Consider the following 14,178-nt stretch of genomic DNA (forward strand, 5'->3'; position numbering starts at 1 on the left):
GGCTTCGAGCGCACCCCGCCCACGCTGGAGGACGCCTACCTGCTGCTGATGAAGGACGCGCCCACGCCCCCGGCGCCGGCCGCGGCGGTGGGAGAATGAACCTGTCGAGACTGCTTCACGTGGCGCGCACGGAGTGGCGCCACCAGGTGCGCCGTCCGTTGTTCTGGGTGCTGCTGGTGCTGCTGGTGTTCGTCACGTGGGGCGTGTCGTCGGGCAGCGTCACCATTGATTCGGGCAGCACGGAGGTGGGCGGCAAGAAGGCGTGGGTGACGAGCGGCTTCGCGGTCGCGCAGACGGTCCTGCTGCTCACCTTCCTGCTGTTCACCTTCTTCGTGTCGGTGGGCGCGGGCATGGCCGTCATCTCCGACGACGAGGCGCGCGTGCAGCCGCTGCTCCACACCACGCCGCTGACGCCCGCGGAGTACGTGTGGGGCAAGTTCCTGGCGGTGCTGGGCGCGTACGTGATGGCGCTCGCGGCGATGATGGGCCTGCTCGTCTTCTTCCACCACGTCGTGCCGTCGGGGGCCGCGGCGGAGTTCCGGGGCCCCTTCGTCCTGGGACACTACGTGCGCGCGGCGGCGTGGTTCGCGCTGCCCTTGATTGTCTTCATGGCGGGGGCCGCCTTCGCCATGGGCGAGCGCACGCGCCGCGCGGTGCCGGTGTACTTCCTGCCGGTGGGCCTGTTCTTCCTGTGCGCCTTCTTCCTCTGGAACTGGTCGCCCGGCTGGTTGGATCCGCGCGTGAACCGGTTCCTGATGGCCCTGGATCCGGGCGGCTTCCGCTGGCTCACGGAGACGTGGACCAAGGTGGACCGGGGCGTGGACTTCTACAACACGCAGCCCGTGGGGCTGGACGCGCTCTTCGTCGTCAGCCGGTTCGCGCTCGTGGGCCTGGGCCTGGGCGCGGTGGCCTGGAGCGAGCGCCACTTCCGCCGCGTGCTCCGGGGGGACGTGGGGGGCAAACCCTCGCGCGCGATGCGCGACCGCATCGAGGCCCCGCCCGCGCAGGTGGCGCTGTCCCACGCGCAGGCGCCGCTGTCCGCGCTGGGCATGGGCGTGAAGCCGCCGGGGTTCTGGGCGGGGCTGTGGACGGTGACGCGGGCCGAGGCCCGGGGCCTCCTGTCGCAGCCGGGGCTCTACCTGTTCCTGCCGCTCCTGCTGTTGCAGATGGTGTCGCAGGCCGCCACGGCGACGGGGCCCTTCGACACGGAGCTGTTGCTGGTGCCGGGGCGCTTCGCGGTGCGCTCGATGAATCAGGCGTCGGTGCTCGTGTGTCTGTTGTTGATGTTCTACGTGGTGGAGTCGCTGGAGCGGGAGCAGGCGTGTGGCTTCGCGCCCATCCACGACGCGACGCCTGTGCGCACGCTGTCGGTGCTCCTGGGCAAGGCGCTGGCGAACAGCCTGGTCGCGGTGGCGCTGCTGTCGGCCATGGCGCTCGCGGGCACGCTGGTGCAGCTGTCGCAGGGCACGGTGCCGCTCACGCTGACGCCGTACGTGTGGGTGTGGGGCCTGCTGCTGATGCCCACGTTCTTCCTGTGGACGGGCTTCATCCTGGCCGCGCGCTCGGTGACGGGGGGACGCTTCGGCACGTACGCGCTGGCGCTGGGCGCGCTGGGCCTCACGGGCTTCCTCGCCGTGCGCGGGGACCTCACCTGGGTGACCAACTGGCCGTTGTGGGACGCGGTGCGGTGGACCGACCTGGGCGCGTTCCAGGTGGACCGCTCCGCGCTGGTGCTCAACCGCGTGGCGGCGCTGGGGATGGCCGTCTTCTTCACCGCGCTGGCGGTGCGGCTGGACGGGCGGCGCGCGCGGGACTCCGTGACGACGCTGGAGGCGCTGAAGCCGTCCGGGCTGGCGCGCGGCGCGTGGCGGCTCTCGCCGTACCTGGTCGTTCCGGCGGTGGCGCTCGTGGGGCTGGGCGTGCTCGTGGGGCAGGGGTATCAGGGCGCGGCGGCGAAGCTGCGCGCGAAGCAGTACTGGCAGAAGAACCTGGCGACGTGGAAGGACGCGCCGCAGCCCGCGCTGGTGGACGTGGACCTGGACGTGGACCTGGAGCCGGAGGCGAGTGCCTTCCGCACGCAAGGCACGTACACGCTGGTGAACCGTCAGGCCACGCCGCTGGCGCGCTTCGCCCTCTCCGGAGGCGATGCCTGGAAGGACGTGCGCTGGACGGTGGAGGGGAAGGACGCGGCGCCAGAGGACCGCTCGGGGTTGTATGTCTTCACACCGTCCCCGCCGCTTGTGCCCGGGGCCACGCTGAAGGTGGGCTTCCAGTTCCAGGGCCGCGTGCCGGACGGGGCCTCGCGCGAGGGGGGCACGCTCAAGGAGTTCATCCTGCCCTCGGGCGTGGTGCTCACGAGCTTCGAGTCCACGTTCGCGCCGGTGGTGGGCTACCTGGAGGAGCGCGGCGTGGATCCGAAGGAGAACCGCTACGAGCCGCGCGTGTACCCGGACGACTTCTACGTGGGACCCACGGAGGCGGCCTGGGGTACCGGCACGCCGTTCACCACGCGGATCCGCCTGTCCGCCCCGGAGGCCTACACGCTCAACTCCGTGGGCGTGCGGGAGAGCGACACGGTGAAGGACGGCCGGCGCACCACCGTCTGGCGCAGCGACCATCCGGTGAGCCTCTTCAACATCATCGCGGGCAGGTGGGACCGGGTGGAGGGCGAGGGCACGGTGGTGTTCCACCACCCGTCGCATGGCTTCAACGTGAAGGAGATGTCGCGGGGGCTGGACGGCGCGCGCCGGTACTACTCGGAGTGGTTCCACCCGTTTCCGTGGGCGGAGCTGAAGTTGTCGGAGTTCGCCGGCCTGGACAACTACGCGCAGGGCTTCCCCACGGACATCACGTTCTCGGAGTCCATCGGGTTCCTCACGCTCACGTCGCCGGAGGTGAACGCGGTGCTGCTGGTCACCGCGCACGAAGCGGCGCACCAGTGGTGGGGCAACCTGCTCATCCCCGGCAAGGGGCCGGGCGGGGACGTGCTGTCGGAGGGCATGTCGCACTACTCGGCGCTGAAGCTGATTGAACAGCTCGACGGGCCGGAGGCGCGCCGGCAGGCCGCGCGGCGCATGGAGGAGCGCTACGCGAAGGACCGGCGCGTGGATGGCGAACGGCCGCTGGTGAAGCTGGATGGCTCGCGCGAGGGCGACACGGCGGTCTTCTACGAGAAGGGCGGCTGGACGTTCTGGATGCTGGAGGACCTGATGGGCCGGCCCGCGATGCACGCGGGGCTCCAGGCCTTCCTGAAGCGCTACATGACCGACGCGGACCATCCGGTGCTGCAGGACTTCCTCGCCATGATGCGCCCCTTCGCGCCGGACGCGGCGGCCTTCGACGCGTTCACCCAACAGGCCTTCTTCGAGGTGGTGGTGCCGGAGTACCGCGTCACCGAGGCCCGGGTGACGAAGGAGGGCGCCGAGTGGGTGACCACGGCGACGGTGACGAACGTGGGCACGGGCCGCATGCCGGTGGAGGTGGCGGTGGTGAAGGGCGAGCGCCCGGCGACACCTCCGACAGAGACGGCGCCGGCCACGGACTTCCACGAGGCGCGGGTGCGCGTGGAGCCGCTCGCGGGAGCAGGGGCGCGGGTGACGGTGCGCTCGGACTTCGCGCCGGAGCGGCTGGTGGTGGACCCGGACGTGCGCGTGCTCCAACTTCGCCGCGAGCAGGCCCTGGCCCCGCTCACCGCGCCGTGACGCGATGACATGACACGCTGGCAGGTGCGTGTCCGCGCGCGTTGGACACGCTGTCAGGATGTCAGGCTTCACGCCCGGTCGCTCCCTCTGTGAGCACGCTGGCACATCGCTTGCGAAGGGCTCCCCCGCACAGCGGACCGTGAGGGTCCGGACTCGTGACGAGGGGTTCAGCACATGGTTTCAATCCAGAAGTTGGGGCTGTTGCTGTCGTTGGTGTCGACGTCGGTGTTCGCGCAGGAAGGCCTCACGACGGGCCCGGTGCCTGGGGCGCGGCGCAACGTGTTGACGGTGTCCGTGCCCCTTCAGGGCCTGGACTCCCAGGTGTCCCTCGAAGGGGAGCACGTGCTGGGCGACCGTTTCTCCGTGGGGTTGGGGGTGATTGCCTCCTTCTCGCACGCCGAGCGGCGGATGGATCCTCGGCAGTACGCCGGGTTGGAGGGCGAAAACCTCACGAACTCGACGCTGGGGTTGGCCCCTGCGGTTCGCTTCTATCTGACGGGCACGGCGCCGCAGGGACTGTGGGTGTCACCGCGCCTGGAGGCGGGCTACGGGTGGAGCACCGCCAAATACACGGGCAACAGGCTCATGGCGGCGCTCAACGAGCGCGATGCGGATACCTGGTTCCTGGGGGCCGCGGCCGTCGTGGGCTACAGCATGGTGCTGGAGCCTGGCTTCACCCTGCAAGGCGGTGTGGGCCTGGCCACCCGGCGTGAAGCTGTTTCGTTCTCTCAGGTCATGCAGGACTCGGACGGCCTCTACTACCGCGGTGAAGCGAACCAGAGCGCCTGGACCTTCACCGAGCGCTTCATGCTCAACGCGGGCTGGGCCTTCTAGGGCTCACGGGGCGTGAGCTTGAAGGTCGCGCTCGACGCGCGTCAGGCCTCGTTCGCGGGCACCTCGCGCAGTGCGCGTCACGGCGCCGGACGGTCCTGGGGGGGCGCTTTCCCTGGTGTTGGGCTGGCACATCAATCCCTTGCGGTGAATGCCTCGCACGAGGTGCCACGAGGGTCCAATCGCATGACAGGAGTTCATCACATGGTGTCTATCCAGAAGTTGGGACTGTTGCTGTCGTTGGTGTCGACGTCGGTGTTCGCGCAGGAGGGCATCACGACGGGGTCGGTGCCCGTGGCGCGGCGCAACGTGGTGTCCTTGGCGCTGCCGCTGGAGGGGCTGTATCCCCAACTGGCCATCGAGGGGGAGCGCGTACTGGATGAGCACGTCTCCGTGAGCCTGGGCGTGTTCGGGTCCGTCCAGCACGACCGGTCGCGGATGGATGATCCGCCGGAGATTGGTTTCGAGGGGACGGACACCACGCAATACCGGGTGGGCCTGGCACCGGCGGTGCGCTTCTACCTGTCGGGCACCGCGCCCCAGGGCCTGTGGGTGTCACCGCGACTGGAGCTGAGCTACTGGCGGCAGACCTATGAGAACGTGGGGAACTTTCCCTCGGGTGGGGGCATCAGCTTTCCGCTCATCCCCAGCGAGTCGGAAACCTGGTCCCTGGGAGGCATGGCGCTCGTGGGCTACAGCGTGGTGCTGGAGCCCGGCTTCACCGTGCAGGCCGGCGTAGGGCTGGGCGCGCGGCGTGATGCCGTGTCCTACGACATGGTGGGTGCCAGCGTGATCGGTGAGCCTCCCGTTGAGATTGAGATGCAGAAGGGCCACCGGACGGATTGGAGCTTCACCCAGCGCGTCCTCGTCAACCTGGGCTGGGCCTTCTAGGGCTCGCGCGACGTGACGTCGAAGGTCGCGCGCGGTGCGCGCCAGGACTCGTCCGAGGGCATCCGCCCGGAGTCCCGGCGCCGGACGGTCCCGGGGGTTGCTTCCCCTGGGGTGGGCTGGCACATCCCTTGCGCAAGGAGCCTGACTCAATGGGCCGCGAGGGTCCGGATTCATGACAGGGGTTGAGTACATGGTGGCGATGCGGAAGTGGGGGCTGTTGCTGTCGTTGGTGTCGACGTCGGTGTTCGCGCAGGAAGGCATCACGACGGGGTCGGTGCCCGTGGCGCGGCGCAACGTGGTGTCGTTGTCGCTGCCCCTGGAGGGTGGGCTGTATCCCCAGTTGGCCATTGAGGGGGAGCGCGTGCTGGGCGAGCACGTCTCCGTGAGCCTGGGGGTGTTCGGGTCCTTCCGGCACGACCGGTCGCGGTTGGATGATCCACCGTCCACCGGGTACAAGGGGCAGGACATCACGCAATACCGGGTGGGCCTGGCCCCGGCGGTGCGCTTCTACCTGTCGGGCACCGCGCCCCAGGGCCTGTGGGTCTCCCCGCGCTTGGAGCTGAGCTACTTGCAGGAGTCCACCAAACAGGTGGCAGACGATCCCTCAGGTGGCTTCGGTTTCTCGCTCTTCCCAAGACAGTCGGAAGTCTGGTCCGTGGGGGGGCTGGCGCTCGTGGGCTACAGCGTGGTGCTGGAGCCCGGCTTCACCGTGCAGGCCGGCGTGGGCCTGGGCGCGCGGCGCGAGGCCCTGGCCTACGACACGGCCGGTCTGATTTCGGGCGGTGGTGAGCCGCCCGCCGAAAAAGCCCATCAGACGACCTGGGTCTTCACCCAGCGCGTCCTCGTCAATCTGGGCTGGGCCTTCTAGGGCTCGCGAGGCTGCGCGCTCACGGTCCACGGCGTGCGCGAGGTGTCCACCAGCAGCAGCTGGAGGTCCCAGGCTCCCGGTGCGGCCCCCGGCAGGTCGGTGGAGACGGCGAAGACGCGCGTGTCCGGCTGGGGCGTGAGCTTGAAGGTCGCGCGCGGCGAACGGTTGGCATCGTTCGAGGGCACCACGCCCAGCGTCACGGTGCCACTGGACGGCAGCGGCAGGCCGTCCTGCGCGGTGGCGCTGGCGAAGGGCACGCCCAGGAAGGGAGCGTCGGGCAGCACGCGGCGCTCCGAACCCAGCGGGCCCACGTCCACGGTGGGCGTGTCCGACGCCGCGTGCACCCAGCGCAGGCGCAGGTTGGTGGGGTCGTTCGCGAAGCGCTCCGTGAGGGGCAGCAGCGTGAACGCCGACGCGGACGGGCCAGGGGGCGAGAGGTATCCGGTGGCGACCATCAGGTAGCGCTCGCCCGGGACGAGGACGGGCGTCGTGGCGGTGGCCACCGGAGCGTCAGCAGGCCGCGCGTTGCCCCGCGTGCTGGCGAAGAAGTCGAGCACGTAGGTGCCCGGCGGCACCTGGAGCGAGGTGGACAGCGCGCCGTAGGGCAGGGCGTCGGTCAGCTCGCGGTCGCTGGAGAAGAGGTCCAGCGGCGGCGCGTCCGGGGACGCGTTCAGCACGTAGAGCGTCGGGTTCTGCCGGAGGATGGCCAGGGTGCCGTCGCGGCCGGCGGTGAGCAGCGAGAAGCTGTCGCCCGCGCGCGCGGGTTCGGCCCAGAGGCCGGTGAGGACGAGCAGCGTGTCGGTGCCCGAGCCGAGCGCGGGCACGGTGAAGGACGTGAGCACCTGGTCCGTGCCTCCGGTGACGAGCCCCACCTGGAGCGCGGCGCCGGAGGGCACGACCAGCGCTTCATCGCCGGAGTTCTGGAAGCGGGCGAGGGACGCCACCTCCACCGAGCCGTCATTGCCCAGGTCCACGCCCACGTCCCGCACGTCGGAGCCCGCGTGGACGATGCGCACGCGGGACTGGCCCTGGTCCGCGGGCACGGGGTTGTCGCGCAGCAGCACCGTGCGCAGCGCCGCTTCGGAGTCCGTCGCCTGGAACCGGCCGGCGGCCACCACCGTCCAGCGCGTCCCGGCCTCCAGGCGCACCGGCATGGAGGCGACAGGCGCTGAGCCCGGGGCCGCGCCCGTGGGACGCAGTTCCACGGTCACGTTCGCGGGCTCGCGCGTGAGGTAGGACGTGGTGGTGCCATAGGCCACGGCGCGGGCCACGGGCGTGGCGTCACCGGCGAGGTAGACGTCCATCGCGGGTGCGCCCGGCGCGGCCTGCACGATGCGAAGCTGTGAGGTGGTGGGCGGGACGATGACCGGCCCGTCCTGGTCGGGGGGCGTGTCGGAGTCCACCCCGTCGCCTCCACCGCACGCGGGCGCGAGCAGGCCCAGCGACGTGAGCGCGACAGCGAGCAGTGTCTTCCTCCGCATCCAGGCCATGTCGAAGTCCCCTCCTCGGCGGTCCGCGGGCGCGGCTCGACACCGATATCGACGACGGTAGGGTGGGACCCCTCCCACACAGGGGCTACCCCCTGGAAACCCTGACTGTCGTTGCCCGACGTTGTCCTCTGGAGCACGTCGCAAGCCGTGGGCATCAGGGGACTTCAGGCCGGAGGGCCCGTGCGGGGACAGGCGAGCGGACCCCGTGGGCCCTCGTCACGCCTGCCCGGTCGCCGCACGGCGCGGAGGTCCTTCGAGAAGCACCGGCGGGGGAGGGTGCCCGAGCAGGGAAGCGGGGCGAATGGGGAATGGCCATCACCGCGCAACGACTCCGGTCCAGCCGGTGTGCCCGTTCCCTGGAAAGGTCACACCTTGTCGATAATGACGACGTGGGCCCCCGAAGGGTCCGGGAGGATGGTGTTCATGATGCGCCAAGGTCGAGCGTTGCGTCGGGGGATGGCGGTCCTGGGAGTGCTCGCGGGCCTGGGCGCCGCGGTCGCCGCGGAGCCCCGGGAGGCGCTGTCCGTGCGTCTTCCGCTGGCCGGGTATGACCTGTTGATAACGGAGGACAACGTCACGGGACAGGCGTTCCAGTTGTCCCGGCTGCCGGGAATGCTACGGGGCCGGGTGGCGGATATCCCGGTGGTGTTGCAGCTGAAGGATCAGCAGGTGAAGGGCAACATCGGCTCTTCGCTGGTGAACCTGGAGGTGAAGAAGGAGGGGGAGGTGCTGAAGGCGAAGGGAGGCTTCTGGGGCCGCCCCGTCACGCTGACGCTGTCGCCGCAGGAGATGACGGTGTACGTGAACGACTGCACCTACCGGCTGAAGGCGACGGAGCCGGGACGGAGCTACGAAGGCCGGCGCAGCTGTGATTCCTCCCTCCGGCCGCCCTCGGTCGTGACGCTGCCGGACGCCTTCCTCGCGGCCTCGCCCGAGGAGCAGGCGTCCCTGCTGCTCCTGGCGCTGTAGTTTCCCGCGTAGGTTCGGGGGGCGATGAGGCTTCCCGGAGGGGTGGTGGCGCAGTCCTGGCACCGGATGCTGCCGGTGCTGGGACTGTTCTGGGCGTTCGGGCTGGCGGCGTGCGTGAGCGATGGCGCCTTCGACGTGGACGTGAGCAGTGCGTCCGTTGGAGGTGCCGAGCACGAGGACCTGGGGTTCACATCGGAAGGCCAGTTGGAGCGTGCCAGCCCCGTGGGCGATGAGCGCGCCCGGCGGGCCGAAGCGGACCGGTTGGTGCGCGAGCTCTGGACGGTCGCGGGTGAGCGTGGAGTCCCCGGCGAGGCGTGGGTCTTCGAGTATCAGGCGCACGGAGGCGCGCTGACGTTGCTGTCCTTCCGGCGCACGGCCGTGGGACGGGGGACCGGAGCTTCCGGGGACTGGAAGGGTTTCTCCCAGGCGCTGACGCGAAGTCTGTCCACGCTGGTGGGGACGAAGAGTCGGCGCCTGCGCTTCACCCTGGAGCGTGAGCCGGAGCGCTGGCGCTTCGACCTGGAGATGGTGTCAGGGCGGGTCGCGGAGCAGGCCCGGACGGTGCCGGAGTCGTTGCCCGGCGTGTCCGAGCCCCTGCTGTCCGATGCGTTGGGGGTGGCCCGGCAACTGCTGCCCGTTCCGGGCGTTCCCCGGGAGGGAAGGGTGCGTCAGCAGGCACGGCTGCACTTCGAAGGCATGCGGCTGCTCCAGGAGAGCGAACCGGGAGTCTTCGAGGTCCAGGAGGGGCTGGGACGCCGGAGTGTCCCCGCGAGCGGGGATCCGCGCATGCCGTGGGTCCAGGCGTTGCTGCCCTTCGGGAACGCGGTGGGACGCCGCACGGTCGAAGTGGAGCTGGAAGGGCGACACGTGCGCGGTGATGCCGGGGCCCAGTGGCGGGTGGTGGCGGCGAAGCTGCTGGAACCCCCGGCGCCACCGGAGGCGATGGAGGACATCGCGAAGGAGTACCGCGCGATGCACGAGGACATCCTGCGCCACTGGCGGCAGGAGGTGAGGGACGACGCACGTCTCGCGGGGGCGTGGTCCTTCGAACAGCTCGCGTACTGGTACGTGGGGGGATTCATCGCGAGGGGCACGCTCGGGATGTTCGAAGCGGTGGCGCCCACGGTGGTGGCGGTGCTGGGCAGGGGCGGAGCGAAGGCAGCGCAGTGGTTCCGCACGGTGCTCATCCGGACGCCGCCGGGGGAGCGCGAAGCCTTGCAGCGCATCTGGATGAAGGCGGAGGCGGAGGGCGTGGCCGCGCTCGGAGTGGGGGAGAAGGCAAAACTCCAATCCCTGCTGCGGGATATGGAACAGCGACTGCGGACGCCCCTTCAGAGCAAGTACGAGAAGGACAAGCTCCGGGAGTGGGCGCGGCAGGAGTACTTCGACGTGCTTCAACCCCAACTGGCGCGAACACTGGGATCGGAGCTCGTGGCCACGTATCCGGTGCACCATCTGGTTCCCCTCGAATACGCGCACCTGTTCCCCCTCCGGAACATCAATGTCTCGGGAAACCTGGTGGGCATGTCCCGTGAGGTCCATACGAGCATCAACTCGGTCTGGACCCTGGTCCGGAGGAGTCCGAGAAGCATTTCCGCCAATGAAGTGGATGAGGTCGCGCGCATCACCCGCAAGCACTTCGGACAGTGGTTTCACGTCGTGTACGATCCGTCGAAATCCGCGGCGGCCCTGTCCTCCGCGCACAAGGCCGCGCTGCGGGACGTCGAAGTCATGCTGGGCCTTTGAGACGTCAGCGTTTCGAGAGAAGAGGTTCACGTGGCCGGGCGCGAAGTGGGAGGGGCGGGATGGACGCGGTTGGTGGAGACCTGCCGCCGACACGGCTTCCCGGTGAGGATGGATCCGCCCGCTCCCGACGCCCCCCGACTGGGAATGCAGTGGCTCGGTGCGCCGCTCGACCCGATGCTCGCCGGGCTCTATGCACGGACGGGACGTGCCACCTTGGGGGACTTCGTGCTGTATCGCCCGGGCTCCGGTACGGACGGGGTCCTGGACGTGAACGCAGGGCTGCGCGGTCAGGGACAGACGCCATTCCCTTCCTGTGTCCTCTTCGGGCAGGTCTCGAACCTCGAATACTATTACGGCGTCGTGCCGGACCTGGCGGATGCTCACGGCGTGCAGCCCGTGCTCTACGTCGACGTTCAGGAGGAGCCGCACGTGGTCCCGGTGGCTTCCAACGTGGAGGCGCTACTCCACCAGCTCGCATGTTTCATGGACCTGCTGCCGGAGCAGTCCGACTTCGTCCCAGGTCGGTGCTCCACCGTGATGTTTCCCTTCGCGGCCGCCGAACTCATCGCGGAGGACCGTGCCCTCGTGGACATGATGCGCGCGGGTCGCTTCGACGGGCTCGTGACCCGGGACGAGGAGAGTCAGCGGTGGATGCAGCAGGTGCTCGCGGCGAGCCCAGGTCGATGAGCCCCAGGGGCACCCCGTGAATCCGCGCACGCTCTGCCTCCTCATCGCGCTGCTCGCCGCGGTGTTCGCGGTGGGCACGGCGGTGTGGCTCGCGTGGCCGGGGCCGGACCTCACCTCCCAGGCCGACCTGACCCAGCGGCCCGTCCACCTGGACCTCGGGGACGACGGCTCGGACGAAGACCCCGACGCCCCCGGCGGTGCCCTGCCTCCCGACGTCGTCGTCCTGAGCAACGGCGTCCGCCTTCCGTTCGTCCCCTCCAACTGCCACGCGGACACGCAGGCCTCGCTGTCCTGCCGGGACCTCTGCGACGCGGATGACGCGTGTCCCCCGGGACAGGTGTGCGCGCACCGCCCGGACTTCGGCTTCCGCGAATGCCGCTCGCTGCGCGGCTTCTGCGACGACGCGTCCGACTGCATGTCCTGGGAGACCTGCCACCCCGTGGACACCTCCGCGTCCGGCCTGAGCCTCCGCCGCTGCACCCGCCTGGGCCTGCGCGTCGCCGGTGAGCGGTGCTCGGCCTCCGGTCCGGAAGCGGAGGACACCTGTGTCCCGGGACTGCTCTGCCTCCAGGAGCGCTGCGGCCTGCCGTGCGACGTGCACGACCCCGACACCTGCACCCTGGGGACGGAGTGCGCGACGAACGCCTTCCGCGTGCGCGGCGCCTGCATCCCCAGTTGCCGCGACCGCCCCTGCGCCCAGGGCCAGCGCTGCGAGAAGGGCTACGACGGCGAAGTGCCCGTCTGCCAGCCCTTCGTGGGTCCCGCCTGTCAGGACGACGCGCCCTGCGCCGCGAACCAGGACTGCCTGCGCGGCTTCGCGGAGCCCAGCCTGGACACCCAGGCCTTCGAATGCCGCACGCGCTGCTCGCAAGCCACCCCCTGTGCCCGGGGGCTCACCTGCGACGCGGCCAGCGGCTACTGCGTCCAGCCCTGCACCCAGGACACGGACTGCGCGGGTCCTGAACGCTGCCACGTCCTGCACCCCCGGTCCCCCGAGCGCGGCTGTGGCGTCATCGCCGAGGGCCTTCCCACCGTGCTGCGCCGCTGACCCTCACCCGTGCGGCAGCTCCACGCGGAACGTGGAGCCCTCGCCCAGGACGCTGTCCACCTCGATGTAGCCGCCCATCGCTTCGACAATCTGCCGGGCGATCCACAACCCCAGCCCGAAGCCGCCGTAGTTGCGCTCGGACACCGCGCGCTCGAAGCGGTGGAACAGGCGCGGCAGGTGCTCCCTCGCGATGCCGATGCCGCCGTCCTTCACCCGCAGCCGCGCCCTGCCTTCGACCACGTCCAGCTCCACGCGCACCGGGTTGCCCCGGCCGTACTTCAGCGCGTTGGACATCAGGTTCGTGAGCACCTGATCCAACCGCAGCCGGTCCCACTGCCCGCGCACCTCCGGCGCCAGGGACAACTCCAGCGGCGTCCCCGAGCGCGCGAACTCCGGCTCGAAGCGCTCCGCCACCTCCCGCACCAGCGCACCCAGCTCCAGTGGCACCAGCACCAGCTCCAGCTTCCCAGCGCTCAGGCGCGACACGTCCAGCAGGTCGTTCACCAGCAGCGTCTGCCGCTTCACCTGCCGGTCCACCCGCTCCAGGCCCCGCCGCAGGCGCTCCGGATCGAACTGCGCCCCCGAACGCGCAAGCCCCGCCATCAGGCTCTGCACCTGGAGCACCAGCGCGCTGATGGGCGTCTTCAGCTCATGGCTCGCGATGGACAGGAACTCCTCGCGCAGCCGGATGGCCTGCCGCGCGTCCCGGTAGAGGCTCGCGTTGTCCAGCGCCAGCGCCGCCCGCCGCGCCAGCTCCTGCGCCAGCGCCAGGTCCTGCGCGTCGTACGCCCGCTTCGACGTGACGAACGTCAGCGCCCCCAGCGTGTGCCCCCGCACCTGCAAGGGCACGCACAGGTACGCGAACGTCCCGCCCGCGCGCGCGCTCGTCGGGTCCCCGTCCGACAACCCCGAGCGCGTCTCCGGCCGCCCCGACTGGATGACCCGCATCACCACCGCCAGCCCCGGAGGCGGCACCTCGCCGGGCTCGCCCCCGCCCGCCGTGGCCACGCACCGCACCCCGCCGGACTCGTCCTCCAGGAACACGCCGCACGTCTCCGCGTACGCCGGCACCGCCAGGTGCGCCACGCGCTCCAGCGTCTCCTCTTCCTCCAGGCTCCCCGCCAGCACCCCGCCGGCCTCCGCGAGGAAGCGCTGCGCCGCCTCGCCCCGCTGACGCTCGGTGATGTCCACCATCATGCTCAGGCACTGCGGCGGCCCGTTCGCCGGGTGCACCCGGCCCGTCCACACCGCCAGCTGCACCGCGCTGCCGTCCCGCCTGCGCCCCGCCAGGTGCGCGCCGTCCAGCACCGTGCCCCGCGTGGCGCGCTCCAGGCTGTGCCGGAACGCATCCCAGTGCTCCGGCGGCACCGCCGGTAACACCTTCCCCGTCACCTCCTCCGCCGTCCACCCCAGCATCCGCTCCGCGGCCGGATTCCACAGCCGCACCGTGCCGTCCGGGTCCAACAACATGATGGCCGCGGGGCTCGCCTGGATGATGGCCTCCAGCGTCTGGTGCGCCTCGCGCAACGCCGCCCGCGCCCGCTGCTCCCGCTCCAGCAGCCGCGCCCGCGACAGCGCCTGCGCCGCGTGGTGCGCCACCAGTTGGAGGAAGGCCCGCTCGTCCTCGTCGAACCCGTGCGGCACGCTGAACGCGAACACCAGCGCCCCCAGCGCGCGGCCGTCCGCCACCAGGGGCAGACACGCCGACGACGGGGCGGGCTTCTTCATCCCTTCCAGCGCGTCCCCGCGCTCCAGCCACACGGGCCGCAAATCCCGCAGGCAGCGGGCCGCCGGCGCCTCCCCGGTGAGGGGCACCCGCCGCAGCCGCTCCTCCGCGTCCGGGGTGCAGCCCGCGCAGCGCAGCAGCGTGACGCGCGCCGTGTCCGGATCCACCAGCCACAGCCCCCCGCCCGTCGCGTCCGCCACCGCCAGCCCCTGCTCCAGCAC

Annotated in this window: 10 protein-coding genes; 8 read left to right on the forward strand and 2 right to left on the reverse strand. The window is 70.9% G+C overall.

Annotated elements, in window-relative coordinates; genetic code table 11:
- Nucleotides 1-95 precede the first annotated feature (95 nt).
- The 4 genes from D7Y13_RS27120 (at nucleotide 96) to D7Y13_RS27135 (ending at nucleotide 6,291) form a co-directional block, all read left to right on the forward strand.
- A complete protein-coding gene (locus D7Y13_RS27120; RefSeq protein ID WP_120582632.1) occupies nucleotides 96-3,701 on the forward strand; it encodes an ABC transporter permease/M1 family aminopeptidase in 3,606 nt (1,201 codons plus the stop codon).
- Between the two features lie 174 nt (nucleotides 3,702-3,875).
- A complete protein-coding gene (locus tag D7Y13_RS27125; protein WP_120582631.1) occupies nucleotides 3,876-4,535 on the forward strand; it encodes a hypothetical protein in 660 nt (219 codons plus the stop codon).
- Nucleotides 4,536-4,736: 201 nt separating this feature from the next.
- On the forward strand, nucleotides 4,737-5,423 hold the full coding sequence (locus D7Y13_RS27130) for a hypothetical protein (RefSeq protein ID WP_120582630.1): 687 nt from the start codon (nucleotides 4,737-4,739) through the stop codon (nucleotides 5,421-5,423).
- Nucleotides 5,424-5,595: 172 nt separating this feature from the next.
- Nucleotides 5,596-6,291 carry a hypothetical protein gene (locus D7Y13_RS27135; RefSeq protein WP_147444210.1) on the forward strand — a complete coding sequence of 232 codons (696 nt, stop codon included), beginning with the start codon at nucleotides 5,596-5,598 and terminating at the stop codon, nucleotides 6,289-6,291.
- On the opposite strand, the gene D7Y13_RS27140 is transcribed toward D7Y13_RS27135, so the two are convergent.
- A complete protein-coding gene (locus D7Y13_RS27140; RefSeq protein WP_120582628.1) occupies nucleotides 6,288-7,781 on the reverse strand; it encodes a DUF4397 domain-containing protein in 1,494 nt (497 codons plus the stop codon). The genes D7Y13_RS27135 and D7Y13_RS27140 overlap by 4 nt on opposite strands.
- 456 nt (nucleotides 7,782-8,237) lie before the next feature.
- Between D7Y13_RS27140 and D7Y13_RS27145 the strand changes: the two genes are divergently transcribed.
- The 4 genes from D7Y13_RS27145 to D7Y13_RS27165 are packed head-to-tail and all read left to right on the forward strand — an operon-like array spanning nucleotide 8,238 to nucleotide 12,231.
- Complete coding sequence (locus D7Y13_RS27145; protein ID WP_233595339.1) at nucleotides 8,238-8,750, forward strand: hypothetical protein; 513 nt, start codon at nucleotides 8,238-8,240, stop codon at nucleotides 8,748-8,750.
- 24 nt (nucleotides 8,751-8,774) lie between these two features.
- Nucleotides 8,775-10,496 carry a hypothetical protein gene (locus tag D7Y13_RS48780; protein WP_147444209.1) on the forward strand — a complete coding sequence of 574 codons (1,722 nt, stop codon included), beginning with the start codon at nucleotides 8,775-8,777 and terminating at the stop codon, nucleotides 10,494-10,496.
- Between the two features lie 30 nt (nucleotides 10,497-10,526).
- Nucleotides 10,527-11,183, forward strand: coding sequence for a hypothetical protein (locus D7Y13_RS27155; protein WP_147444208.1), 657 nt, complete (start codon nucleotides 10,527-10,529; stop codon nucleotides 11,181-11,183).
- Between the two features lie 16 nt (nucleotides 11,184-11,199).
- Complete coding sequence (locus D7Y13_RS27165) at nucleotides 11,200-12,231, forward strand: hypothetical protein (RefSeq protein ID WP_158620299.1); 1,032 nt, start codon at nucleotides 11,200-11,202, stop codon at nucleotides 12,229-12,231.
- A 3-nt stretch (nucleotides 12,232-12,234) separates the two neighbouring features.
- Here D7Y13_RS27165 and D7Y13_RS27170 read toward each other — a convergent pair.
- Nucleotides 12,235-14,178, reverse strand: a 1,944-nt coding sequence (locus D7Y13_RS27170; protein WP_158626169.1) for a sensor histidine kinase, incomplete at its 5' end; no start/stop codon positions are given.

The organism is Corallococcus praedator (genome assembly GCF_003612125.1).
Lineage (GTDB): Bacteria > Myxococcota > Myxococcia > Myxococcales > Myxococcaceae > Corallococcus > Corallococcus praedator.